Annotated in this window: 17 protein-coding genes and 1 riboswitch; of the genes, 10 read left to right on the forward strand and 7 right to left on the reverse strand. The window is 72.1% G+C overall.

The window, feature by feature from the left end:
* Positions 1-98: 98 nt before the first annotated feature.
* Positions 99-203, forward strand: a riboswitch (TPP riboswitch).
* 71 nt (positions 204-274) lie between these two features.
* From ASD06_RS17645 to ASD06_RS17655, 3 genes are read left to right on the forward strand one after another with little or no spacing between them, the layout of a single operon-like run.
* Positions 275-934 (forward strand): ECF transporter S component, encoded by a 660-nt coding sequence (locus ASD06_RS17645; protein WP_056680685.1) that lies wholly within the window; start codon positions 275-277, stop codon positions 932-934.
* Complete coding sequence (locus tag ASD06_RS17650; RefSeq protein WP_056680688.1) at positions 931-2,400, forward strand: ABC transporter ATP-binding protein; 1,470 nt, start codon at positions 931-933, stop codon at positions 2,398-2,400. The genes ASD06_RS17645 and ASD06_RS17650 overlap by 4 nt, the downstream gene beginning before the upstream one ends.
* Complete coding sequence (locus tag ASD06_RS17655) at positions 2,397-3,089, forward strand: energy-coupling factor transporter transmembrane protein EcfT (RefSeq protein WP_056680691.1); 693 nt, start codon at positions 2,397-2,399, stop codon at positions 3,087-3,089. The genes ASD06_RS17650 and ASD06_RS17655 overlap by 4 nt, the downstream gene beginning before the upstream one ends.
* Before the next feature lie 7 nt (positions 3,090-3,096).
* Here the strand turns inward: ASD06_RS17655 and ASD06_RS17660 are convergent, their stop codons facing one another.
* Positions 3,097-4,287 (reverse strand): sensor histidine kinase KdpD, encoded by a 1,191-nt coding sequence (locus ASD06_RS17660; RefSeq protein WP_056680694.1) that lies wholly within the window; start codon positions 4,285-4,287, stop codon positions 3,097-3,099.
* A 4-nt stretch (positions 4,288-4,291) separates the two neighbouring features.
* Positions 4,292-4,966, reverse strand: a complete 675-nt coding sequence (locus tag ASD06_RS17665) for a response regulator transcription factor (protein ID WP_056680696.1) — start codon at positions 4,964-4,966, stop codon at positions 4,292-4,294.
* Positions 4,967-5,267: 301 nt separating this feature from the next.
* Here ASD06_RS17665 and ASD06_RS17670 point away from each other — a divergent pair, with 301 nt between their 5' ends.
* From ASD06_RS17670 to ASD06_RS17695, 6 genes are all read left to right on the forward strand, one after another.
* The gene (locus ASD06_RS17670; RefSeq protein WP_056680699.1) at positions 5,268-10,586 is read left to right on the forward strand and encodes an IPT/TIG domain-containing protein; all 5,319 of its coding nucleotides are present in this window, start codon (positions 5,268-5,270) and stop codon (positions 10,584-10,586) included.
* Positions 10,587-10,638: 52 nt separating this feature from the next.
* Positions 10,639-11,907 (forward strand): multicopper oxidase domain-containing protein, encoded by a 1,269-nt coding sequence (locus ASD06_RS17675; RefSeq protein WP_056680702.1) that lies wholly within the window; start codon positions 10,639-10,641, stop codon positions 11,905-11,907.
* Positions 11,908-11,929: 22 nt separating this feature from the next.
* A complete protein-coding gene (locus ASD06_RS17680; RefSeq protein ID WP_056680706.1) occupies positions 11,930-13,222 on the forward strand; it encodes a multicopper oxidase domain-containing protein in 1,293 nt (430 codons plus the stop codon).
* Between the two features lie 9 nt (positions 13,223-13,231).
* Positions 13,232-16,285, forward strand: a complete 3,054-nt coding sequence (locus ASD06_RS17685) for a multicopper oxidase domain-containing protein (protein WP_056680709.1) — start codon at positions 13,232-13,234, stop codon at positions 16,283-16,285.
* A gap of 67 nt (positions 16,286-16,352) precedes the next feature.
* Positions 16,353-16,889: a hypothetical protein gene (locus ASD06_RS17690; RefSeq protein ID WP_157371784.1), complete on the forward strand. Its 537-nt coding sequence runs from the start codon at positions 16,353-16,355 to the stop codon at positions 16,887-16,889.
* Positions 16,889-18,877, forward strand: coding sequence for a copper resistance protein CopC (locus ASD06_RS17695; RefSeq protein ID WP_056680715.1), 1,989 nt, complete (start codon positions 16,889-16,891; stop codon positions 18,875-18,877). The genes ASD06_RS17690 and ASD06_RS17695 overlap by 1 nt, the downstream gene beginning before the upstream one ends.
* Before the next feature lie 10 nt (positions 18,878-18,887).
* Here ASD06_RS17695 and ASD06_RS17700 read toward each other — a convergent pair whose 3' ends face one another.
* The 5 genes from ASD06_RS17700 to ASD06_RS17720 are packed head-to-tail and all read right to left on the reverse strand — an operon-like array spanning position 18,888 to position 22,393.
* On the reverse strand, positions 18,888-19,091 hold the full coding sequence (locus ASD06_RS17700; RefSeq protein WP_056680718.1) for a ferredoxin: 204 nt from the start codon (positions 19,089-19,091) through the stop codon (positions 18,888-18,890).
* On the reverse strand, positions 19,088-20,374 hold the full coding sequence (locus ASD06_RS17705) for an NADH-ubiquinone oxidoreductase-F iron-sulfur binding region domain-containing protein (protein ID WP_056680719.1): 1,287 nt from the start codon (positions 20,372-20,374) through the stop codon (positions 19,088-19,090). Before ASD06_RS17705 ends, ASD06_RS17700 begins: the two co-directional genes overlap by 4 nt.
* The gene (locus ASD06_RS19025) at positions 20,371-20,916 is read right to left on the reverse strand and encodes a ferric reductase-like transmembrane domain-containing protein (protein ID WP_056681274.1); all 546 of its coding nucleotides are present in this window, start codon (positions 20,914-20,916) and stop codon (positions 20,371-20,373) included. The genes ASD06_RS17705 and ASD06_RS19025 overlap by 4 nt, the downstream gene beginning before the upstream one ends.
* Positions 20,916-21,872, reverse strand: coding sequence for an FAD:protein FMN transferase (locus tag ASD06_RS17715; protein ID WP_200942293.1), 957 nt, complete (start codon positions 21,870-21,872; stop codon positions 20,916-20,918). Before ASD06_RS17715 ends, ASD06_RS19025 begins: the two co-directional genes overlap by 1 nt.
* On the reverse strand, positions 21,869-22,393 hold the full coding sequence (locus tag ASD06_RS17720) for a hypothetical protein (RefSeq protein ID WP_056680725.1): 525 nt from the start codon (positions 22,391-22,393) through the stop codon (positions 21,869-21,871). The genes ASD06_RS17715 and ASD06_RS17720 overlap by 4 nt, the downstream gene beginning before the upstream one ends.
* A 196-nt stretch (positions 22,394-22,589) precedes the next feature.
* Between ASD06_RS17720 and ASD06_RS17725 the strand changes: the two genes are divergently transcribed.
* Positions 22,590-23,120: a hypothetical protein gene (locus tag ASD06_RS17725; protein WP_056680727.1), complete on the forward strand. Its 531-nt coding sequence runs from the start codon at positions 22,590-22,592 to the stop codon at positions 23,118-23,120.
* Positions 23,121-23,136 lie beyond the last annotated feature (16 nt).

A 23,136-nucleotide genomic window follows, 5' to 3' on the forward strand; every position in this document is an offset into this window, starting at 1 on the left:
AGCCTGCCCCACCGGACGCCGGGCAGCCACCCGTCGGCGCAGTCGACCGGACGGTCGACCGGACGGTCGACCGGACCGTCACACCGGTGTAGCGTGGGATCACACGACAGGGGAGCGCCACCAGGCGCTGAGAGTGCGGGCAACCGCAGACCCTCGAACCTGATCCGGTTAGCACCGGTGGAGGGAGTCGGGAATCTCGACCGCCGTGTCGGTGCGTCGAGCACGTGCCGCCACGGCGGTACCCCTCCTGCTGCAACGTAGGAGGTTCCACACCATGACGGCACCCGCTGTCACCTCACGTCCGTCGCTGGGCGAGCTCACCCGCTGGCGCACCGTCGACCTCGTCACCGCCGCGATGCTGGGTGTCGCGTTCGGTGTCGCCTACTGGGGCTGGTCGGCGGCGTACACCGTCGTGAGCCCCGCGTTCACCGCCGTCCCGGCGCTCGGGGGTCTGCTGGGCGGCCCGTGGCTGCTGGCCGGCGTCGTCGGTGGGCTCGTCGTCCGGCGTCCCGGCGCCGCCCTGCTCGCCGAGCTCGTGGCCGCCAACGTCGAGTACCTGCTCGGCAACCAGTGGGGCGTCGCGACGCTCGTGTCCGGGCTGCTGCAGGGCCTGGGCGTCGAGATCGTGCTGGCCATCTTCTTGTTCCGCCGGTTCGGCCCGGGCGTGGCTGCGCTCAGCGCCGCGCTCGCGGCAACGCTCGAGACGGCGTACGAGTACTTCACCTACGACTACGCCACGACCTTCGGCGCGGGCGGCACGGTGCTCTACCTGGTGACCTTCATGCTCTCGGGCGTGCTGCTGGCCGGACTGCTCGGCTGGCTGATCGTGCGGGCGCTGACCCGCTCGGGCGCCCTGGCGGCCTTCCCGGCCGGACGCGAGCAGGCCCGCGCCCGCGACGCAGAGCTGCAGCGGAACACCACCTCCGCGCGGTGAGCGGCGCCAGCGTCGACGTCCGCGGTCTCACGTGGCGGCCGTGGGGACGCCGCGACCGCGTGCTCGACCAGATCGATCTGCGGCTCGAGCCCGGCGAGCGCATCGTGCTCGCCGGGCCGAGCGGGGCCGGCAAGTCGACGCTGCTGCGTGCCCTGGCGGGGCGTCTGTCGGCCGACGACGGCGAGCTGGCCGGCGAGGTGCAGGTCGACGGCGTCACCGGCCTGCTGCTGCAGGACCCCAGCGCCGCCGTGGTCGCCGACCGGGTCGGACGCGACACGGCGTTCGGCCCCGAGAACCTCGCACTGTCGCGGGACGACATCTGGGCGCGCGTCGAGGACTCGTTGCGGCGCAGCGCCTTCCCCTACGCCGCCGACCGGCCGACCGCGGCGCTGTCGGGCGGTGAGGGCCAGCGGCTGGCGCTCGCCGGTGCCCTCGCGCTGCGCCCGGGCCTGCTGCTGCTCGACGAGCCGGCAGCGATGCTGGACGCCACCAACGCCGCCCGCGTGCGCGAGGCGGTGCTGGCGGTGGCCGAGCGCAGCGGCTGCACCCTCGTGGTGGTCGAGCACCGCATGGCGCCGTGGCTCGACCACGTCGACCGCCTCGTGGTGCTGGGCTCCGCCGGCGGTGTGGTGGCCGACGGCGCGCCTGCCCGGGTGCTGGCCGACGCCGCCGACCAGCTGCGCGGGGCGGGCCTGTGGGTCGACGACGTGGCCCCCGTGGTCCCGGAGGTCGTCGCCACAGCGCCCGGCGCCTGCCTGCTCAGGGCCCGCGACGTCGTCGCTCGCCCCGGCAGCGGGCGCGGGCGCGGCCCGGCGGCAGGGGTCGGCCCGTTCGACGCGAGCCTCGTCCGCGGTGTGGTCACGACCGTCACCGGACGCAGCGGCGCGGGCAAGTCGACGGCGCTCGGCGTGCTCGCCGGGCTCGCCGCACCGACCTCCGGTGAGCTGCTCGCGGACGCCGAGTGGGCCCCGCGTCGCGAGCGGCGACCGCATCGCTGGCGCTCGCGTGAGCTGGCGGCGCGAGTCGCCTGGCTGCCGCAGGCGCCCGAGCACGCGCTCGTCGCACGCACCGTGCGCGACGAGGTGCTCGCGACGTCCCGGGCGCTGGGGCGTCCGGCCGCCGCGATGGAGCAGCGCGCCGACGCCCTGCTCGAGACGCTCGGCCTCGCGCGCCTCGTCGACACCGACCCGCACTACCTGTCTGGCGGGGAGCAGCGGCGGCTGGGCCTCGCGGCCTCGCTCGTGCACGGGCCCGACGTCCTGCTGCTCGACGAGCCCACGGTGGGCCAGGACCGCAGCACCTGGAGGGCCGTGCTCGAGACGGTGCTCCAGGCGGTCACAGACGGTTCGGCCGTGGCGCTGGCCACCCATGACGGCGACCTGCTGGCCGCCGTCGGGGCAGCGACTTGCACCAGCGCGGTGCACCTGGGTGCTGACGTGCCCGACCTCGCGGTGGTGCCGTCATGAGCTGGCCGCCGAGCGCCCGCTGCTCACCGCTCGCGCTGCTGTCGGCCGCAGCCCTGGCCGTGGTCGGTTCGACGCAGGTGCACGACCTGCGCGACGGGCTGGTGATGGTGGCGGCCGAGCTGCTGCTCGCGCCGCTCGCGGTGGCCCGCCCGGTCCAGGCCCTGCGCCGCCTCACGCCCGGCCTCCTGGCCGCCGCGTCGCTCGGCGCCTCGAGCTGGTGGTTCGCCGGCAACGACGCCGCCACGGCGCTCGGCGCCGGACTGCGGATCCTCGCGCTGGTGCTGCCGGCGTCGCTCGTCGCGACGTGGGTCGACCCGAGCCGGCTGGGGGACGAGCTGGCGCAGTGGCTGCGCTTGCCGGCCCGGGCCGTCGTCGCGTCCGTGGCAGCGCTGCAACAGCTCGAAGAGCTCTCGACCACGTGGACGACGCTCGACCGCGTGCGCCACGTGCGCGGGCTGGGTCCCACCCGCTCTGCGTGGTCACGGGCCAAGCACGTCGGCTCGCTCACCTTCGCGCTGCTCGTGCACACGCTGCGTCGGTCGGGGCAGCTGGCGCTCGCGATGGATGCCCGGGGGTTCGCCACGGCGCACCAGCGCACCTGGGCGCGCGCACCCCACTGGGGGGGCCGCGACACCGTCCTGCTCGCCCTCGCCGGGTTCGTCGCCGCGACGCCGCTGCTGGTCGGCTGACCCGACCTCAGCCGTCGAGCACCGATGACGGTGACCCCGTCTGCCGCGGCACGCGCGTGCCGAGAAGGTTGGGCAGGTCGGGCACGGTGAGGCGCCCCACGGCCGCGACGGGGAAGTTCACGGGGAAGGTCACCGAGAGCGCGGCGCCACCCTCGGGTGCACGGGAGGCGTAGAGGGAACCACCGCGTGCGTGTGCGATCTGGCGCACGATGCCCAAGCCCAGACCGGTGCCGGCCAGCCGGTCGACCGAGCCGAGCGGCGTCTCAGCCTGCTGCGGTTGCTCACCGGCGTTGATCGCCATGATCTGGCTGTCGGTGAGTCCCGTGCCGGAGTCCAGCACCGCGACGACGAACTCCGCCTCACGGCGCACGCCGAGCAGGCGGATCGTGTCGCCCGGCACCGTGTAGCGCAGCGCGTTCTCGATGAGCGTGTCCAGGCAGGTGCGCAGGCGCTCCGCCGAGCCGTGGCAGTGGCCCAGCCGGGACTTCAGCACCCAGTGGCGGTCGGCGACGATGCGCCAGCGCTCGACGGCCTGCGACAGGACGCGGTCGAGGTCGACGTCCTCGGTGACCGTGTCGTCCTGCAACCGGATCATCCGGATCAGCCGGTCGCTGACCCGTGAGAGCCGGTCGAGCTCGTCGGCGGCCACTGCGAGGTCCTGCTGGTCCTCCAAGTCGGTCACGCGCTCCTGCAGCAGCTCGACGTAGCCGCGAGCGATGGTGAGCGGGGTGCGCAGCTCGTGCGAGGTGAGGCGCATGAGGCGCTCGCGGTCGCGAGCCGCCTGGATGTCGCGCTCGGCGAGCACCCTGGCGTGGCTCAGGGCCTCCTGGCGACGGTGGACGTGCCACACCATCAGCAGGGCCAGGGCGAACATCAGCGGGATCTCGTTGGTCTCCTGCCACTCGACGTTGCCGACAAGGGAGCTGCGGGTGAGCACCACGCCGCTCGCCACGGTGTAGCCCGCGAGGGCCGCCACCAGCTGCCAGCGATGCCAGGTGGCGAGGCCGTAGGCGAGCGCGAAACCGGCCCAGCCCAGGTGGTAGGGGATGGTCTCCTGCCCCGGCAGCACGAGCATCGCGAACGTGCACAGCGTCGCCCACACCGCCCACGCAGGGATGAGGCGGGCCCGCCACGCCGGTTCGCGGGCGTTGACCGCCGCTGTGGCCGTGTCGAGGGGGCTCCCCGATGTCGAGGTCATGGCATCACCGGTCGTAGACGCAGTAGCCCACGCCGCGCACCGTCTCGATGGGCGGGTCCGGCCTCAGCTTGTGGCGCAGTCGGCGGACGCAGACGTCGACGACGTTGCTGCCGGGGTCGAAGTCCAGGCCCCAGACGTCGTGCAGGAGCTCCTCGCGCGTGCACACGTCGCCACACCGACGCATCAGGTGAGCCAGCAGCGCGAACTCGCGTTCGGTGAGGCTCACGGAGCCGGCGGCGGTCGTCGCTCGCCGCCGGTGCAGGTCGAGCTGCACGCCGCCGACCTCGAGATACCGGTTCTCTCCACGCGGGGGAGCGGGGTGCTGGTGCAGGTGGCGCCGGATGCGCGCCGTCAGCTCGGCGGTCGAGAACGGCTTGCCGACGACGTCGACGGCACCCCGATCGAGCGCCTGAACGCGCGCCGAGATGTCGGTGACCGCCGACAGGACGATGACGGGCGGGCTGTCCTCTCGCTGACGCAGGAGCGAGAGCACCCCGAGACCACCCAGCCGGGGCATCGCGAGGTCGAGGAGTACGAGGTCGACGTGGTGCTGTGCGAGGTGCTCGAGCGCGGCCTCACCGTCAGCCGCTTCGTGCACGACGTGCCCCTGACCGGACAGCGCGCGGTGCAGGTACGTGCGGATCCGCGGCTCATCGTCGACGACCATGACCTTGGCCATGTTGCCCTCCCCTCTGCTGCAGCGCAGCGACTTCGAGGATGGGCAGTTGGCCGCCCGCGCGCCACCAAAACAGCGAAAGTGGCGCGCTCGCTGATCGTGTCCGCACCGCTTTGACCGCCTTTGGCCCGGCCGCCCATGACGCCTGGATGACGAGCGCCGTCACGTCTCGTGACGGCGGCGTGATGGGAGATGACGGCTGGATGGCGCTTCATGAGCGTTCCGTGATGCGGCTGTCCTGTGCCGGACGACCGCCCCCTGCTGGCTCGACCCTCGACGCAGAGTTCCCGTCTTGGAGGTCGTCATGGGACGTCGTGTCACCCGTCTGCGGGCCGTGGTCATCACCCTCGCCGTACTCGCGCTGTGTGTCGGGCAGCTGACGCTGCCGCGGCTGGCGCAGACGGCGAAGGCGGCTGACCCCGTCGATCCGGGCAGCATCACCTTGCACGTGCAGAGCGCGCGGTCGGTCAACACCGGCCCGGGCTTCGTGCACGAGGGTGATGCCGTCACCACCTACAAGTGGCTGATCAACGCGGAGGACGTCGGCAACACGAAGGACGCGCCCGAGCACTGTCTGCCGGGGCTGGCGAGCGACCCGAAGTTCGCTGACACCTGCCAGTGGCCGTCGGTGCGCACGACGCCCGGCTACGCGCCGATCGTCGCCCAAGGCGACGAGACGACGTTGAACGACAGCGTCGCCCTGCCGGGCCTCCCTGTCGGCAAGTACCTCATCTCGCTCACGGCCGACGGCTACAAGATCGACGGCGCGCACTTCACGGTCACCTCGGGCTCGGCTCAGCAGGTCGTCGTGAAGATGCAGCCGCTTCCCCTTCCGCTGCAGACGATCCGGTTGCAGGTGTTCAACGACAACGCGCCGGTCGACGGCACGTACGAGGTCGACGCGGAGCAGGGGCTGGCCGGCTTCACGGCGAACCTCACCGACGTCCTCGGGCCGGTGTCGACCGACTACTACGGCAACCCGCTGTGCACCGTCTACCTGCACGCCGGCGGGGTCGCGACGCGACCGATCCTGTTCAACGCCGCGGGCAAGCCGCGGGTCGACACCACGAAGTCGACCGGCAAGTGCGTCAGTGACGCCGACGGCCAGATCGTGATCCCCAATCTCGGCCCGAACCGCTACGCCGCAACGGTTTCCCCGCCTGCCGGACAGGGGTGGGTGCAGACGACCACGCTCGAGGGCGGCCACGACTACGACATCTGGCAGCAGGAGGGCGAGACCGGCTTCGACACCGAGCAGACCAAGGGTGCCGAGCTGGTGCCGTACGTGCACTTCGGGTTCTCCAAGCAGATGGCGCTGGCGGCGCCCGCTGCCGGTCAGCCGGCCCCCACGGGTGAGATCAAGGGCGTGGCCGTGGCCGCGCTGCCGTACGTCGGTGGCCAGAACGGCCAGGTCGTCCCCGAGACCGGCTTCGCCGGAGCCAAGATCGGCGGTCCGATCCGCCGTCCCTGGATCGCGCTGTCCGACCTCGACGCCGGTGACGCGGAGGTCTACCTCGGTCGCGGCGCTGTCGACGGCTCGTTCGACATCAAGAACGTCCCCGACGGCACGTACTCGCTGACCGTCTGGGACGACGACCAGGACTACATCCTGTGGGCCTTCCAGGTCGAGGTGCACGACGGCCAGCTCGTCGACGTCGGCAACAAGTCGCTCGTGGGTTGGTTCACGCACATCTACGGCTCGGTGTTCGTCGACGACAACGAGAACGGCAAGCGCGACCCGGGTGAGCAGGGCGTGCCGTCCTTCACGCTCACCCTGCGCGAGCGGGACAACTCGCTGATGGACCAGTACACGAACACCGTCATCACCGACACGGTCGGCAACTACTCGATCAACGAGGGCTACCCGCTCAGCAAGTGGCTGGTGCTCGAGGGCTTCAACACCCGGTACCAGGCCACCGGAATCACCTACCAGGCCGAGAACGACCCCAAGCCGACCACGCTGCTCGGTGGTGCGGTCGACATCAACGTGCTGAACGTGATCGGCCTCGGCGGCCGGGTCGACTGGGGCGTCAAGCCGTACGTCGGCGGTACGAACGGCGGCATCGTCGGCACCATCACCTACGACACGACCCGCAACGAGCTCGACCCCGCGGACGCGGCGGCGGAGGCCTACCAGCCGGGCGTGCCCGACGTCCCCGTGCACCTGTACGCGCCGGTGCCCTGCGAGCCGACCACACCGGCCGACGAGTGCAGCGGCGGCTTCCAGCTCGACACCGCCACGGGTGCCCTCAAGAAGGGCCCGGAGCTGCAGGAGGCCTACACCTCCGAGACGTGGCAGCCGCCTCGCGGTTGCACCGCCCGGATGTACAACGGCCAGCCGCTGACCGACCAGCAGGCGCTGTCGCAGTTCGGCCTCGCCAACGACCGCAAGTGCATCGAGGCGCCCATGATGGGCTTCCAGGTCGGTGCCGAGGTCAACTCCGGACCGGACGGCTTCAGCCAGCAGGTCAACGGCAACTACGGGTTCGCGACCTCCAAGCTGAACCTCTACGCGCCCGGCGACCCCCGCAACCCGGCCGCTGACCACCAGCTGCCGCTCTACGCCGACTTGGCCGCCCTCGGTCTGCCGGAGCAGGACCTGCGCCCGCAGGAGTACATCGTCTCGGTCGAGATCCCGCAGAACCCCGTGGGCGGCGGCGCGATGTACAAGGTCACCCGCGAGGAGGACGTCAACGTCTTCGACGGCGACACCTACCTGCCGCAGGAGAACTACCCGCCGACCGTGGCCCAGGCGACTGACACGCCGCCGGGTGCGGGCAGCGGTGAGCCCACGCCGTCGCAGGACCCCTCGCAGACCGGCGGCATCGTCTCGGGCTGCGTCGGACCGCTGCACACGGTGCACGTGACGAACCAGAACTTCATCGACGGTGGCGGTAGCCCCTACGAGGGTCAGTCGCGGCCGCTCTGCACCGACAAGCTGGTCAACCTGCGCAACGCGCAGGCAGTGGCCCCGACGTTCAACCTCTTCAGCGACGTCCCGATCCCGACCCACTTCTGGGGTCTGACGATCAACGACCTCGGCCTCTCGCTCGACAAGCGCAGCGTCGAGTACGGCGAGGCGCAGGGCCTGCCGTTCGTGCCCATGGGCATCTACGACTGGACCGGCCGCCTGGTCGACACCGTGCAGACCGACTTCAACGGCTTCTACGAGGCCCTCGAGCCGTCGACGTCGACCTACAACTGCCCCCTGCCCGCCGGCCCCTGCCCGAACATGTACCGGTTCGTGGGCAACGACCCGGGCAGTCCAGGTCACCTCAACCCGGACTACAACTCGAGGTTCCGCACCATCGCGACGAACTTCCAGGCGTGGCCGGGGCTGTACACGGTGACCGACACCGCACCGACCCAGGTGCAGGCGACAGCCCTGACGCCGGGCACCACCCAGGTCGACCGCACGATGTGCGACCTCGACCCCGCGCAGCCCCAACCGCTGGCGGTCGACCGGCCGTACATCCGGCGGGGTGACACCAACCGCGCGATCACCATCACCGGCTTCGGTTTCGGTGCCCTGAAGGGGCAGGTGCTGCTCAACGGCCAGCCCACCGGAGTGCCGAGCTGGACGGACAAGCAGATCACCTTCAACGTCCCGAACGCGACGGCCTTCGGCCCGACGTCAGTGGAGGTCGTGGCGCGCAACGGAAAGCGGAGCGTCAACGGTCTGACCGTGCAGGTGCTGAGCGCCCCGACGCTGATCGGGCCGCAGGGACGCACCCCGCAGAACCCGCTGATCGCTGAGGTCGGCCCCGGCAAGCCCTACGCCACCATCCAGGCAGCGCTCGAGGCCGCCAAGCCGACGTCGACCAAGCCGTACTGGCTCGTCGTGGTGTGGCCGGGCGAGCAGACCGCCGGCAACCCGCACGGTGAGTACACCGAGAACGTGATCTTCCACCACCAGGTGCGACTGCAGGGTGTTGGTGCCGGCGGCTTCGACCCGGACGGCAACTTCGTCCCCGGCTCGATCATCGACGGCGCCGGCTTCAACCCCGACAACCCCAGCGGCGCCGACTGGATCGCCCTGCTGAGCACCTTGCGCTACAACGGGCCGGCCGCGGTGCCGGACGCCGCGACGGTCACGGTGCTCAACGACCCGCAGCTGGCCGGCGTGGTGCCGTCGACCTACTTCCCGGCGATCGACGGCTTCACGATCACCGGTGGGTCGCAGTCGGACTTCCCGGCGAGCATCAACGAGGTCAACGGCGGCATCAAGACGCCGTACGGCGCCGACGGTGCGCTCGTGACGCAGGGCGGCGGCGTGTTCGTCCACTCCGGCGTCATGAACCTGCGAATCACCGACAACGTCATCCGTGGCAACAGCGGCTCCTACGCCGGTGGCATCCGCGTGGGCACGCCGTACGCCGGCAACCTGCGCAACTACAACCTGTACGTCGGCCACAACCAGATCCGCGACAACGGCGGCACCAACCTCGCCGGCGGCATCGGGCTCTTCAACGGCAGCGACGGCTACCAGATCGACCACAACGCGATCTGCGGCAACTTCTCTGCCGAGTACGGCGGCGCCATGACGGCCTACGGCTACATGGTGCACCCGGCGCAGGACTCCCAGCTCGGCGTCCTGCCGGGTGGGCGGGTCACTGACAACACGATCTGGTTCAACCAGTCGTACGACGAGGGTGGCGCGGTGATGATCGCCGGCGAGCTGCCGTCCGACCCGTCGCTGCTCTCGGAGGGATCGGGCCCGGTGCTCATCGACTCCAACGTCATCTCGACCAACCTGGCCAACGACGACGGCGGTGGCATCCGGCTGCTGCAGACGAGCGGGTCGCACATCACGCGCACCGACCCGCAGACGATCACCATCTCCAACAACACGGTGACCGACAACGTCTCGGCGCACGAGGGCGGTGGCCTGGCCTTCGACGACGCAGCCTTCGTCGACGTCGTCAACAACACGGTCGCTCGCAACCTCACCACCGCCACCGCGATCACCAGCGACGGGCAGCCGGCACCGGCCGGGCTGTCGACGGCGAACAACTCCGACCCGCTGATGGCTCGCCTGAGCAGCACCGCCTTCCGGTTGTCGAACCTGCTGTCGCAGACCACGTTCAGCAAGCCGACGCTGCTCAACAACGTGTTCTGGGACAACCGGGCCGGCAGCTACAGCGGTGGCTACGTCTACGGCATCGGAGGCCAGCTGCCGGACGGCTCGCCGAACGACGTCAACAACTGGGACATGGGCGTCGCCGATGACCCCGCGGCCTTCCTGACGCCGATCTCGTCGGTGCTGCAGACGACACAGGGTGTGGATGTGGGCACCACCAACGTGGTCACCAACGACCCCGGCCTGAAGGACCCCTACGAGGTGACGGTCAACATCCTCGCCGCCCGTGGCTACCCGGCGTACCGCCAGGCCGCCATCGTCGCCGAGCTGCTGCCGCCGCACCTGCAGGGCGACTACCACCTGACCGGATCCACGTCCCCTGCCTACGGCCTCGGCACCGGCTTCACGACGGTCGCCTGGGACTCGCGGGCCATCGGTTGGCACTACACGGTCTCGGCACCCAGCCGCGACATCGACGGCGACGTCCGGCCCTCGCCGGCACCCGCGCTGAGGTACGACGCCGGATCGGACCAGCTGTCATGACGTCCGTCCGCCCGCCCGCCTCTTCCACCTCGAACGACCTGAGGAGCACACAGTGACTGACGACACCGCTCGCCGCGGACTCTCGCGACGGACCTTCATCTCCGGCGGTGCCGGCCTGGCCGCCGCCGTCACGGGGGCGCACCTCGTCGGCGGCCAGGTCGCGCAGGCGGCGCGGCGCACCTCGCTCGCGGCGGCGGTCACGCACCCGCGGGTCGACATGCACCTCGTCGGCACCGACGGCTGGGTGTCGATGCCGGCAGCAGCGCCCGCGGACCCGCCGTTCTTCCCCGACTCCTACGCTCCTTCGCCGTTCAACACCTACGTGTTCGGCTTCCGGGACGTCACGGGGCTGTCGGACACGCAGGTGGCGGCGCAGCGGGGCAAAGCGCAGATCAGCGCTCCGATGCTGTCGTTCGACGAGGAGGACGACATCTACCTCACGTTGACGAACCTCGGCCTGGTGCAGCGTCCGGACCTCTTCGACGGACACACCCTGCACTGGCACGGTTTCGTCAACGCGATCCCGCTCTTCGACGGCGTCCCTGAGCTCTCGCTCGCCGTGCCCATCGGCCGCGACCTCACCTACTTCTACCGCCCTCACGACGCGGGCACGTACATGTACCACTGCCACTTCGAGGACGTCGAGCACGTGCAGATGGGCATGACCGGCATGGTGTTCGTGCGGCCGAAGCAGAACAAGAGCCCGCGAGTCCCAGGAGAGCGGTACGCCTACAACGACGGCGACTACAGCACGGCCTACGACCGCGAGTTCGCGTTCATGATCACCGAGCTGTGGTCGGCCGCCCACTACCGGGACGCGCACATCCAGGTGAACGACTGGACCGACTACGACCCGAGCTTCTGGCTGCTCAACGGCCGCGCCTGGCCAGACACGTTGCAGCCCAACGGCGATCCCATGACGAGCACCGGACGGCTGAAGTACCAGCCGATCAGCTCGCTCATCACGTGCAACGCCGGCGACCGCGTGCTGCTGCGGCTCTCGAGCCTCGGCTACCAGAACCACGCCATGACCATCGACGACATCACGATGACGGTCGTCGCCAAGGACGCCGCGCTCCTGGAGGGCCGGGACCACACAAAGTCGTACATCACCACGAACACCGTCGACGTCGGCCCCGGCGAGAGCCGCGACGTCATCTTCACCGCGCCCGACCCGGGGACCTACCTGCTGTACGACCGCCGGTACTCCTACCTCGGCAACGGAGGCGGCCCGGGCTACGGCGGCATGATGACGCGCATCGTGGTCAACCCGCCGGGCACGCTGCCGCGGCAAGTGAACGCCAACGAGAACCCGGTCTGACCGGGCCGGACGGAGGACCACGATGAGCACCACACCACGCGCCCGTCTCCGGCTGGCCCTGTCAGCAGCGCTCGCGACCGCCATGGCCGCAGCCGCTCTGGCCACGCTGCCTCAGGCAGAAGCGGCCCCGTCATCGGGGCTGCCGTGCGACACCGCACCCGACAACGCGTTCTCGCTCACTGCGAGCGACGGCTACGTCTCGACCCCCGACGGCAACTCCATCTACATGTGGAGCTACGGCAACTCCAAGCGCGGGTTCCAGCTGCCCGGGCCGACCCTCTGCGTGACGTCCGGCCAGCAGGTGACGGTCGTCCTGCACAACACACTGCCGGAGGCGACCTCGATCATCTTCCCCGGGCAGTCCGGCGTCCGGGCCGGCGGGAGCCCCGCGCAGCCGCAGTTCGACAGCGGTGGCTCCCTGACCTCGATGGTGCAGGCGGCCGCGCCGGGCAAGCAGGTGACGTACACGTTCACGGCCGGGAGCCCCGGCACCTACCTGTACGAGAGCGGCACCGACGTCGACAAGCAGGTGCAGATGGGCATGTACGGCGCGCTCGTCGTGCGGCCGGCTGGCCACCCGGACCAGCTCAACAACCGCGTGGACTCGACGTTCAACGCGGACAAGGACTACGTGTTCCTGCTGTCCGAGATCGCGCCCGACGTCCACCTCGCGGTGGAGCGGGGCCAGGCGGTCGACCCGAGCAGCTACCGCGCCCGGTACTTCATGATCAACGGCCGCAGCATGCCGGACACCCTGGCGCCGAACTTCGCGTCGTGGCTGCCGACCCAGCCGTACAGCGCGCTCGTGCACATCAAGCCGTACGACGCGGCGACCAACCCCCGGCCGGCGGCGATCCGCTACCTCAACGCGGGCAGCGTCAACTTCCCGTTCCACCCGCACGGCAGCGACGAGCGGGTCGTCAACCGCGACGGCCGTCCGCTCGAGGGTCCGGACCACCAGGACCTGTCGTACCTGAAGTACCTGCTCGACGTCGGCCCGGGCCAGACCCTCGACGTCCTCATGGACTGGCGTGACGCGGAGTCGTGGGACCCGGTGGACAACCCGATCCCGACCCAGATCCCGGTGATCACCGACCAGGACCTCGTCGGTCCCGACACGTGGTTCAGCGAGAGCGGCTACCTCGGCGTCAAGAACGAGCTGCCCACGAACATCACGTCGAACAACGAGTGCGGCGAGTACTACCACATCGCTCACAGCCACGCGCTGGAGCAGGCAACCAACTACGGCGCGGCCTTCGGCGGCATGATGACGGTCTTCCGCATCGACCCGCCCAACGGCTGCCCGACGAACTGAGGACGGGCGATGACGATGCAGACGCGTTCGCGAAGCGGCGGCTCGACCCGTCGGACGCTTGCCGTGGCGGTGACGGCGGCTCTTGCCCTGGTCGGCTGGCAGCCGGCGAGTGCGGCGACCCGGCCCGCCGGCTCGGCTGCGGCGGCTCAGGCCGCCGGGGTGCGGTCGGCGCTGCCGGCCGCACCGGTCGGCCACCTGCAGCCGAGCGGCTGCACGGGAACCGGCTCGGTGCTGTGCGAGCTCTACGCCAGCGCAGGCACCACCACGGTGGCGGGCACGGCGATCCCCATCTGGGGCTTCTCGTCGACGGCGGGGTCGGCGTCCACGCCCGGGCCCGTGCTCGTCGTACACCAGGGCGACAGCGTGCGGATCCGGCTGCACAACGACCTGGCCGCAGAGCGCGTCTCGCTGGCCCTGCCGGGTATCGACGGGGTCACGTGGGGCACGCGCCACGACGACGACACGGCCGGCGTCGCCACGGGCGGCACCCGCATCTACAGCTTCACCGCGTCGCGGCCGGGCACGTTCCTGTACGAGGCGGGCCACACCGCCAACGGCACGCGCCAGGTGGCGATGGGCCTGGCCGGCGCGCTCGTGGTGCTCCCGGCTGACGGCACCGCCTACGGGTCGCAGACCGGCTACCCCTCGACCGCGTACGACGACGAGGCCGTCCTGGTGCTGTCGGAGATCGACCCCAAGCTGAACGCCGACCCGACCGCCTTCGACATGCGGTACTTCTCGCCGCGGTTCCGGCTCGTCAACGGCAAGGCGTTCCCCGAGACCGACGTGATCAGCACCGACCAGGGCCACAAGGTCCTGCTGCGCTACGTGAACGCCGGGTCGCAGTTGCACGCCATGAGCACGCTGGGCGTCGACCAGGTCGAGGTGGCGCAGGACGGCCACGCGATGAGGTACGCCTCGACCGTCGTGGCTGAGGACATCGTGCCTGGGCAGACGCTCGACACGATCGTCACGGCCCCCACCGGCCAGGAGTCGAAGGTTGCGGTGTACGAGGCCGCCTCCCGGCTCAGCAACGACGGCCAGCACGCGGCGAACCCGCTTCAGCTGGCCTTCGGGGGGATGCTCACCTACATCGACACCAACGCGCCGCCGCCCAGCACGGACGACGTGGGGCCGTTGGCAGACAACATCTCTCTCTCGCCGCAGCCGGCGTCCGGCCTCGTCGACGTGACGGTGCGCGCCGACCTCAGCGATGGTGCCACCGGCGGTTCGTCGGTGACCCAGGCCGAGTTCGTCGTCGACGACACGAGCACCGCGCTGGGCGCGGGCACGCCGATGTACGGCGCGTTCGGTTCCGTCGACGTGACCGGTGTCGTCGGCACGCTGTCGACCGCCGCGATGGCTGATCTCCAGGCGGGCAAGCACATCGTGTTCGTGCGGGCCCAGGACTCAGCCGGCAACTGGGGGGTGGTCGCCTCCGCGGTCCTCAACCTGCCGAAGGTCGGTCCGCAGACCAGGAGCGGCACGGCGTCCGACAACCCGACGAACGGGGCCAGCGACGTCAGCATCACCGCCACGGGCGACGACCGGACCCTCGGCGGCAACATCGACGCGGCCGAGTACTCCATCGACGTCGAGGCGGCCCCGGGGTCAGGCACCGTCATGACGCTCAACAAGATGGCACCGGTGGTGTCGGAGACCGCGACCATCCCGGCCGCGACGGTGGCCGGTCTGGGTGACGGCAAGCACATCGTCTACGTCCGCAGCCACGACTCCGGTGGGCTCTGGGGGCCGACGCACAGCATCGAGCTCGTGGTCGACCTGGCCGGCCCGGTGGTCGACGCGGCGTCGGTCGGACCCAACCCGACCAACGGCATCCTGAGCGACAAGGGCAACCCGGGCTACCTGCTGGTGTCGGCGCACCTCGTCGACCAGCCCGGTCCCGGCGGCTCGGTGTCGACCCTCAAGGACGCGGAGGCGTTCCTCGACCTCGCGGCCGGAGCCCAACCCGCGGGCGGCAGCGGCCTGCAGCTCATCGCAGTGGACGGGTCGATGGACGCCTCCGACGAGGCGGTCTACGGGCTCCTCCCGCTGTCGCAGGTGAAGGCGCTGACCAACGGCACGCACCGGTTGTACGTGCGAGGGCTGGACGCCGCCGGCACGTGGGGCGACGTCTACGTCACCGATCTGCTCGTCGACAAGACGGCTCCCGTGTTGTCGGGCCTGAGCGCCAGCCCGAACCCGACCGCCGGTGCACCGCAGATCACGCTCACCACGACCGTCACCGAGGCGAACACGATCGCGGCGGCCGAGTACTGGGTCGGCACCACCGACCCCGGTGCCGGGCGGGCGACCTCGGCGGCGAGCGTCAGCACCGCGGGCACGCAGCTCACGGTCGACGTCTCGACGGCGAACCTCGCCCGGGGTGCGCAGCGGATCAACCTGCGGGTCAGGGACCTCGCGGGCAACTGGAGCAACGCCGTCGCGACCACCGTGACGGTCGAGCCGCCCAACGCGATCTTCTCCGACGACTTCGAGTCCGGCAGCATCGCGGCCTGGTCGTCGTCGGTGGGCGCAAGCGGCCTGGCGGTCACTGGTACGGCGGCCCTCGCCGGCACCGAGGGTCTGGCGGTGACCCAGCCGTCCGGCGGCACCGCGCGGTACCTGGTCGACACCACTCCCAGCGCGGAGCCGACGTACCACGCGCAGTTCCGGTACAGCGCCGGCACGTGGGTCGGCGGCGTGACGACGGTGTTCCAGGGGATGTCGAGCACGAACGCGCCGGTGCTTGCCGTGCAGGTACGCAAGAGCGGAAGCACCTACCAGGTGCGCGGCGTCCTGCGTCGCTCGACGGGCACGAACGTCACCGGCACCTGGGTGTCGCTCACCAGCGGACCGCACACGCTGCGGGTCGACTGGGCGGCGGGGACCGCCGGCACCTTGCAGCTGTCGGTGGACGGCGTCGCCAAGCAGCTGCTCACCGCGGCCAACTCGACGCTGCGCGTCGAGACCGCACAGCTCGGGGCGGTCACCGTCGCGAGCACCACCCACGGCGTCGCGTACTTCGACTCGTTCGAGTCGACCCGTCAGACGCTGCCGTAGCAGGAGATCACCGGGCCTGCGGCCGCCGCGCACGGCGGCCGCAGGCCCACCAGGGAAGGGGAGACCGATGAGTGTTGTGGGAGAGCTGATGGAGGTGCCGCAGGGGCCGGCGCCCACGCAGCCCGGGCTGGCGACCCACCTGCGCGGGCACCTCGCCGCCTGGTCGGCGGCGCAGTGGGTGAGCGCGGTGCTGACGGTGCTGGCGCTCGCCCTCGGTGGGCTCGTGGCCCGCAACGTGGTGGTGCACCAGGCGACGCACGACGTGAGCGTGCCGCGCAGCGGGGCCATGGAGCTGGCGACGGGCGTGCGGTTCGACCGCGTGGCCGTCGTCGGTGACGGTGGGCTGGTCGAGGTCAGCTTCGTCGCGCTCGACGTCGACAAAGCGCAGGCCTTCATGGAGGACTCCGCGAACTCGCCCACGATCCGCGCGGAGGACCGCGCCGGTGGCACCGAGCGCATCTCGGTGATGAGGCAGGGCCACAACATGCGCCCGGGACAGACGTACTACTTCGTCTACCAGAACACCGGCGGCGCGGTGCGCCCCGGTGAGCACGTCACGCTCGTGGTCGGCTCCCAGCAGCTGCGGCACGTGCCGGTGCGGTGATGAGCCCCCACCCCCGTCGCCTGCCTCGCTGGTCGGCTCGTCTCGTCGCCCTCGGTGTCGCGCTCACGGCCCTGGTGTGGCTCGGTGCACCGGCCGCTCACGCTCACACGTTCCTCGTGGGGAGCAACCCCGCGGACGGCCAGGTCCTCGACACGGCCCCGGCTACGCTGCGTCTGGACTTCAGCGAGGCGCTCGTGCTGGGTGCCACCCAGGTGAGCCTCACCGACGGACACGGAACCCGGGTGATGCCGGTATCCATCACCGTCGCGTCAGCTCGTGACGGCGCCGACACCGAGCAGCCGGTGCAGGTGGCCGTCACGCTGCCCCACCTGCCACGCGGCACCTACCGCGTCGCGTGGAAGACCCTCTCCGCCGACGACCTCCACCAGGCCTCCGGTGTCCTGGCGTTCGGCGTCGGCGAGCAGGTCGGCGCGGTAGGGGTGGTCGACGAGGCCCCGGGGCTCAGCGAGGCGGCGACGCGATGGGTGATGTGGTCGTGCCTGGCCGGGCTGCTCGGGCCGCTGGTCGTCGCGGCGCTCGCGGGTCGCACGCTGCGGGGGCGACGGCGCTCGCGGCTGGTGCGCCTGGCGCGTGCAGCGGGCGCCGTCCTCGTGGCCGCGTCCGTGGTGCTGCCCGCGGCCCAGCTGCGGTCAGTGAGCCAGGCCTGGCTCGCGGCGCACGACCCGGCCCTCGGTGTGGCGTGGGTGCTGCGTGTCGTCGGTGCTGTCGTGGCTCTGGCGCTGGTCGGGCGGGCGATCCGCCAGGTGACCGAGCGAGGCCTGCGCCCGACGCTGGGCCGCTACCCGGCCGAGTCGGCGCTGCTGGTCGCTGCGCTGCTGCTCGTGCCGGTGGTCAGCGGCGTCCGCGGGCACATCTGGTCGTCGTCGCACCCGCTGGTCGTCGCGGAGGTCCTCCACATGGTGGCCGCTGCGACCTGGGCCGGTGCCGTCGTCGCCCTGGCGGTGATCCACGCGGGTGGGCGGGGCCTGCGTCCAGCCGTGCCGGCCCGGGCCTTCGCGTTGCTGTCGGCGACGTGCGTCGCGGTGGCCGTCGCCACCGGCTTCCTGCTCGCCGGGCACGGCGTGGCCACCACCACGGCGCTCCTGAGTGCGCGGTACGGCGTCACCCTGGTCGTCAAGAGCGCGCTGATCGGTGCCGTGCTGCTCCTGGCGCTGCGCAACCACCGGCAGGGACGAGCTGACGGTGTCGTCGGCGCGTCCGGCCGCCGCGGCGTCGCAGTCGAGGCCGCGTTGCTGGTGAGCGTGCTGGCCACCGCGGGGCTGCTCGCAGCGACGTCGCCCGCCAACTCACCGCAGTGGACGCCGGGCCCGGCGGCGTCCCGCTCGGTGGCCCTGCACGCCGACGACCTGCTCGTGCAGGTGTCGATCGGCCCCAACGCCGTCGGTCCGGCGTACGCCAACGTCAGCGTGCTCGAGACGCGCAGACCCGCGCCGGCACCCGTCCACGCGGTGCGCGTCACGTTGCGCCGCACCGGTTCGACCCCCGTCACCGGCGTTGCCTCCGCACACCCCGACGGAACGTGGGCGCTGCCGCTGCAGGTGCCGGAGGCCGGCCCATGGCACCTCACCGTCGAGGCGGAGCGCGCCGGACTGCCCGTCGCGACAGCTCGTGGCACGTGGGTGGTGGCAGGTGGCGTCCACGGCCCTGTGGGGCGCGAGCTCGCGTCGCTGACGACACCGGCCGCGGCCCTCGTCGCGCTCGGCTGGCTGGCCTTGCTGCTCCTACTGCGCCGTGACCGCAGCGTCGCTCGCAGCACCCTCCCGAGCTCCACCCGGACTCGGCGTCCGACCAGACGACCACGACCAACCCCCCACCCATCGTGGCCGTACCGGACGTCGCCGGAGGCTGTGTCCCCGCACAGTCCCGGAGGTGCCGGCTCCCCCGGTGGCCGCTGTGCCACCGGGGGAGCTGGTGGCACCGACCGCCGTGCTCCTGTGGTCGCTCCGACCGCCCCGACCGCCCGGTAGCCCCGCAGGCTCAGCGGGCTGGGACGTCGACGAGCCGCAGGGCGAGCGTCGGGCACGCCGTCACCGCCTGGCGCGCCAGCTCGACCAGGTCGTCCGGCAGCTCGCCCACCACGGGGTAGCCCCACTCGTCGAGGCCGACGACCTCGGGCAGCAGCTCGTGGCAGAGGCCGTGCGCACTGCAGCGCGGCCAGTCGACGCGCAGCCGCCGGCTCATCGACCGCTCCGCGGGCCGCCGGCGAGCTGGTGCGGTGGCTGCCTCGGGGCACGGCCTCGTGCGTCACCTGCCCAGTGGCAGCGGCCCTCGAGGTGCTGGGCGACCTCGACGGGGAAGCGGTCGAGCAGCGAGCGCACCAGCCGGGCGGTGCCGTCGGGGTGCGCGCACGCGCCGCGGCCGGTGACGACACCCGCGAGCTCGAGCAGGCGCCGATCGTCACCACCGGCTCGGGCAACCCGCTCCAGCTCGGCGGCCAACGCCGGCAGGCCGAACCGGCACGGACCGCAGCGCCCGGCGGACTCGCCCGCGAGGTACGTGACGATCCCTGACGTGCGTGTCACCGGGCAGATCCCTTGCGGCAGAGGCAGGACGACGCCCGCGCCGAGGGCGAAGCCGGCGACTGCGAGCGCGTTACGGTCGAGTCGCGCCGACTCGACGTCGGTGCCCGTGAGCCAGGTGCCGTGGTACCCACCGAGCAACACCGGCATCCCGGGCAACCACCGGGTCGACAGCGCCTCGACCAGCCGGCCGCCACCGGGGGCCTCCAGCACCTCAGGGGCTGGACCGTCGCCGTCCACCGTCAGCAGCACGGTGCCCGGGGTGCTCGGGTTGCCGTAGGCCGCGTACGCCCTGGGGCCCAGTCGGCTCACGGCGGCGACGTGGGCGAACGTCTCGGCGTTAGACAGCAGCGTCGGGCGCCCGCGATGGCCGCTGACGGCTTCTGGTGCCCACGCGGTCACGGGCTTGTTCTCGCGCCCGGCCATCAGCTCGAGCACCGCCCGGGCCTGCCCGGCGACGAACCGGTCGGCGGCCTGGTGCAGGTGCCAGCGCACGCGTTCTCCCGCCTTGCGCCGCTCGCGGACGGCGGCCGCGACGGCCTGCACCATCGCCGGCCGGGCGCTCGGCACCACGACGTGGACCTCGCGCGTGCCGAGGGCGCGTGCGGTCACCACCGCACCGTCGAGCACCAGGTGCGGCACGCGGGTCACGAGCGCTTCGTCCTTGTGGCTCGCGGGCTCGCCCTCGGACGCGTTGACCACCACCAGTGCGCGGCGTCGTGCCGCCGTGGTGAGCTTGCGGGAGAAGGGAAATCCCGCGCCACCCCGTCCGCGCAGCTGAGTCTCGTCAGTCCACGCGGCCAGCGTCGCCACGTCGAGCTCCGGAACCGGGCCGAGCCGCGAGCGGTGGGCAGCCCACGACGCGTCGCGGCCGACGTCCGCCAGCAGCAGCGTGCCCTCGCGGACGACGAGGGGCGTATGCGCGGCGACCGGCGCGCGACTCACGACGACACCAGCTCGTCGCGGCGCAGCGTCACCAGGCGGGTCGCGGCGGCCAGCAGGACGGCGACGACGCACCCCACGGTGACCGCGACGCTCCACGGCTCGCCGGCGTCGGTGCCGATCCCGATCCCGTGCACCACGCCGAGGGCGAACACCGCGTACGTCGACACGTGGATCGCCCGCCACAGCCCGTGGCGCATGCGGTGGCGCAACAGGCTGGTGCCCGCGGCGGCGAGCATGAGATCGAAGGCGAGCGTGCCGAGAGACAGCCAGAACGGCCGGTACGTCGCGCCGAACGGCACCAGCGCCTGCCACCACCGGATGTCGACGTACTCATCGATCACGGCGGTGCCGGCGTGCGCGAGAGTGAGCGCCACGCCGAGGAGCGCGACGTTGCGGTGCAGTCCCTGGGTGAGGAAGCGAGGCCACAGGCGCGAGCCGGCCCGGGCGGTTGACAGCACGCCCAGCACGGTCGACAGGGTCACCACGACCAGCAGCACCACGCCGGTGCCTCGGTTGGCGAACCACAGCGCCGGGCCATGCATCACGAGCTCACCACCTGCCCGTTCCACCCGGGGGTGCGCACCACGGTGCCGTCCTGCGCCACGAGGCGGGCTGCGACATCGTTGCGCTGCAACCACTCCAGCGCTTGATCCCCCATCACGATCGCCGCGGTCGTCGCCGTGTTGGCCGCGACCGCGGTGAGCCCGAAGGCGCTCACCGTGCGCCACGGGCCACGGGTGGGCTCGCCGGTGCGGGGGTCGAGCAGGTGGTGCCGCGGGACGCCGCCGCGCACCCAGCGCCGGGCCAGCGTGGTCGAGGTGGCCAAGCCGCCGGCGGGCACCATCACGACGTCGACGGCGTCGATCGCACCCACGACCTCGCTCACGGCGACGGGCCAGGGGGTGGCGCCGTGCACCGCGACGTCGCCGCCGAGGCTCGCGACGACGTCGACACCGAGCGCATCGGCGACAGAGGCGACCACCAGGTCAGCGGCCCACGCCTTGCCGGTGGCCCCCAGGTCGAGGGCGCACCCCTCGGGCACGGTGACGACGCCCGCGGGGTCGGCGAGCACCTCGCGCCAGGCCCCGGTGCGGGCAGGCACCGGCACCATCGAGGGATCCGTGCTGGCCTGGGGGAGCAGCGCGAGGTCGCGGTCGTAGCCCACCGCCACCAGCGCGTGGCCGAGCGTGAGGTCGACCAACCCGTCGGTCTCGCTCGCCGCCGCGACGGCCACCTGCACCGCTGCCGCGAGCAGCGGGCTGACGTCGGTGGGTCGCCCCGCGCGTGCGTTGGCGCGCACCAGGTCGGAGTCGCTGCGAAACCGGCTGCAGGCGCGGTCGACCTCGTCGAGCACCTCGCTCGCGAGCCGGGCGGCGTCGTCGAGAGCCTCGGCAGGCGAGGTCGCGACGCGCACGTACGTGCCGAGCGCCTGCCACTCGCGCGTGGAGGGCGCCGGCGCCTGATCGAGCCGGCGGTCGTCCATGGTGCGGCCTGTCACGACCCGGACGACGGCACGGTCGGCTGCGGCGGTGGCGGCGGCGGGGGAGCCGGCGCCGCGGGCTTCGAGCCACCGGACGAGCCCGACGAGTGGCCGGTCGAGCCTGATGACCCCGACGAGCCCGACGAGCCCGACGACCCCGCCGACCCTGACGAGCCCGATGAACCAGACGAACGCGAAGACGTGTGGCTCGTGCCGTTCGACGAGCGCGACGACGTGAAGCCGCCCACCCGTGCCGATCCGGCCGCCGAGACGGCTCGGACGACGTGCTCGCGCACGACCGTCCGCGTCGGCAGCGGCTTCGGCTTCGCGGGTGCGGCGGTCACGGTCACGGTCGGCGTCGGCAGGGCGGCGAGCGCCGCGGCCTTCGCGCGGGCCTTGGCCGCCTGCTGCTGCGCCGTCGCGTCGGCGGCTGCGCCGGTGGCCCAGCCCGTGGCCGACACGGCAGCGGCCGTGAGGGTGCCGGTGAGCACCGGCAGCGTCGACAGCGAGCGGTCACGCGAACGCGGGGTGTGTGCCATGCGATGAGCTCCGTGGTCGACCTCGATGGACCACCAGCGTGCAGGCGGGTGCGGCAAGCCAGCCTCAGGCCAGCGTTAAGAGCACCTCATGAAACCGGACCTCCCGGTCATTCTTGACGTTCTCTTGAGGTTCCGGCGAGGCGCCCATAGGGCGGCGCCCTGCACCGTCGTGGTGACCGCTCGAGAAGGGAACACCATGAGGATCAGCGCGACGCTTGCGACCGTCGTCGGAGCCGGGGTCGGTCTGGTGGCCGCCGGAGCCACCTACGCCGCCACCGCCGGGCAGCCAACTGACGCCAGCCCGGTGTCGGCCAGCGCCCCGCAGGCCGTCACGACCACCGTCGTGCCGACGGTGGAGCCCACCTGCAGCGAGCACGCCGTGCTCACGAACGGCGTCTGCGTCGTCACGCTCGACCGCACCACCACGGTGGCACCGCGCGTCGTGAGCGAGTCGGTGCAGGAGGCCACGGACAGCACCACGACGCGCAGCACGCGTCACACCGACGAGGCCGAGCCCGACGCCACCGAGCACGCGCAGGCTGACGACGAGGGCGACGACCAGGGCGAGCACGCCGAGGGCGACGACCACGGTGACGACAGCGGCGAGCACGCTGAGGAGGGCGACGACCACGGCGAGCACGCCGAGGGCGACGACCACGGTGACGACAGCGGCGAGCACGCCGACGATGGCAGCGAAGACAGCCACGACGGCGGCTCCGACGACTGACCCGCGCTAGCTCCCG

The sequence above is a fragment of the Angustibacter sp. Root456 genome (genome assembly GCF_001426435.1).
Classification (GTDB): Bacteria; Actinomycetota; Actinomycetes; order Actinomycetales; family Angustibacteraceae; genus Angustibacter.

What these genes read in the sequence shown, in the direction of transcription:
- ASD06_RS17645 (WP_056680685.1), top strand. Translation starts at nt 275, where the DNA reads ATGACGGCACCCGCTGTCACCTCACGTCCGTCGCTGGGCGAGCTCACC.
- ASD06_RS17655 (WP_056680691.1), top strand. Translation starts at nt 2,397, where the DNA reads ATGAGCTGGCCGCCGAGCGCCCGCTGCTCACCGCTCGCGCTGCTGTCG.
- ASD06_RS17660 (WP_056680694.1), bottom strand. Translation starts at nt 4,287, where the DNA reads ATGACCTCGACATCGGGGAGCCCCCTCGACACGGCCACAGCGGCGGTC.
- ASD06_RS17665 (WP_056680696.1), bottom strand. Translation starts at nt 4,966, where the DNA reads ATGGCCAAGGTCATGGTCGTCGACGATGAGCCGCGGATCCGCACGTAC.
- ASD06_RS17670 (WP_056680699.1), top strand. Translation starts at nt 5,268, where the DNA reads ATGGGACGTCGTGTCACCCGTCTGCGGGCCGTGGTCATCACCCTCGCC.
- ASD06_RS17680 (WP_056680706.1), top strand. Translation starts at nt 11,930, where the DNA reads ATGAGCACCACACCACGCGCCCGTCTCCGGCTGGCCCTGTCAGCAGCG.
- ASD06_RS17685 (WP_056680709.1), top strand. Translation starts at nt 13,232, where the DNA reads ATGACGATGCAGACGCGTTCGCGAAGCGGCGGCTCGACCCGTCGGACG.
- ASD06_RS17690 (WP_157371784.1), top strand. Translation starts at nt 16,353, where the DNA reads ATGAGTGTTGTGGGAGAGCTGATGGAGGTGCCGCAGGGGCCGGCGCCC.
- ASD06_RS17695 (WP_056680715.1), top strand. Translation starts at nt 16,889, where the DNA reads ATGAGCCCCCACCCCCGTCGCCTGCCTCGCTGGTCGGCTCGTCTCGTC.
- ASD06_RS17700 (WP_056680718.1), bottom strand. Translation starts at nt 19,091, where the DNA reads ATGAGCCGGCGGCTGCGCGTCGACTGGCCGCGCTGCAGTGCGCACGGC.
- ASD06_RS19025 (WP_056681274.1), bottom strand. Translation starts at nt 20,916, where the DNA reads ATGCATGGCCCGGCGCTGTGGTTCGCCAACCGAGGCACCGGCGTGGTG.
- ASD06_RS17720 (WP_056680725.1), bottom strand. Translation starts at nt 22,393, where the DNA reads ATGGCACACACCCCGCGTTCGCGTGACCGCTCGCTGTCGACGCTGCCG.
- ASD06_RS17725 (WP_056680727.1), top strand. Translation starts at nt 22,590, where the DNA reads ATGAGGATCAGCGCGACGCTTGCGACCGTCGTCGGAGCCGGGGTCGGT.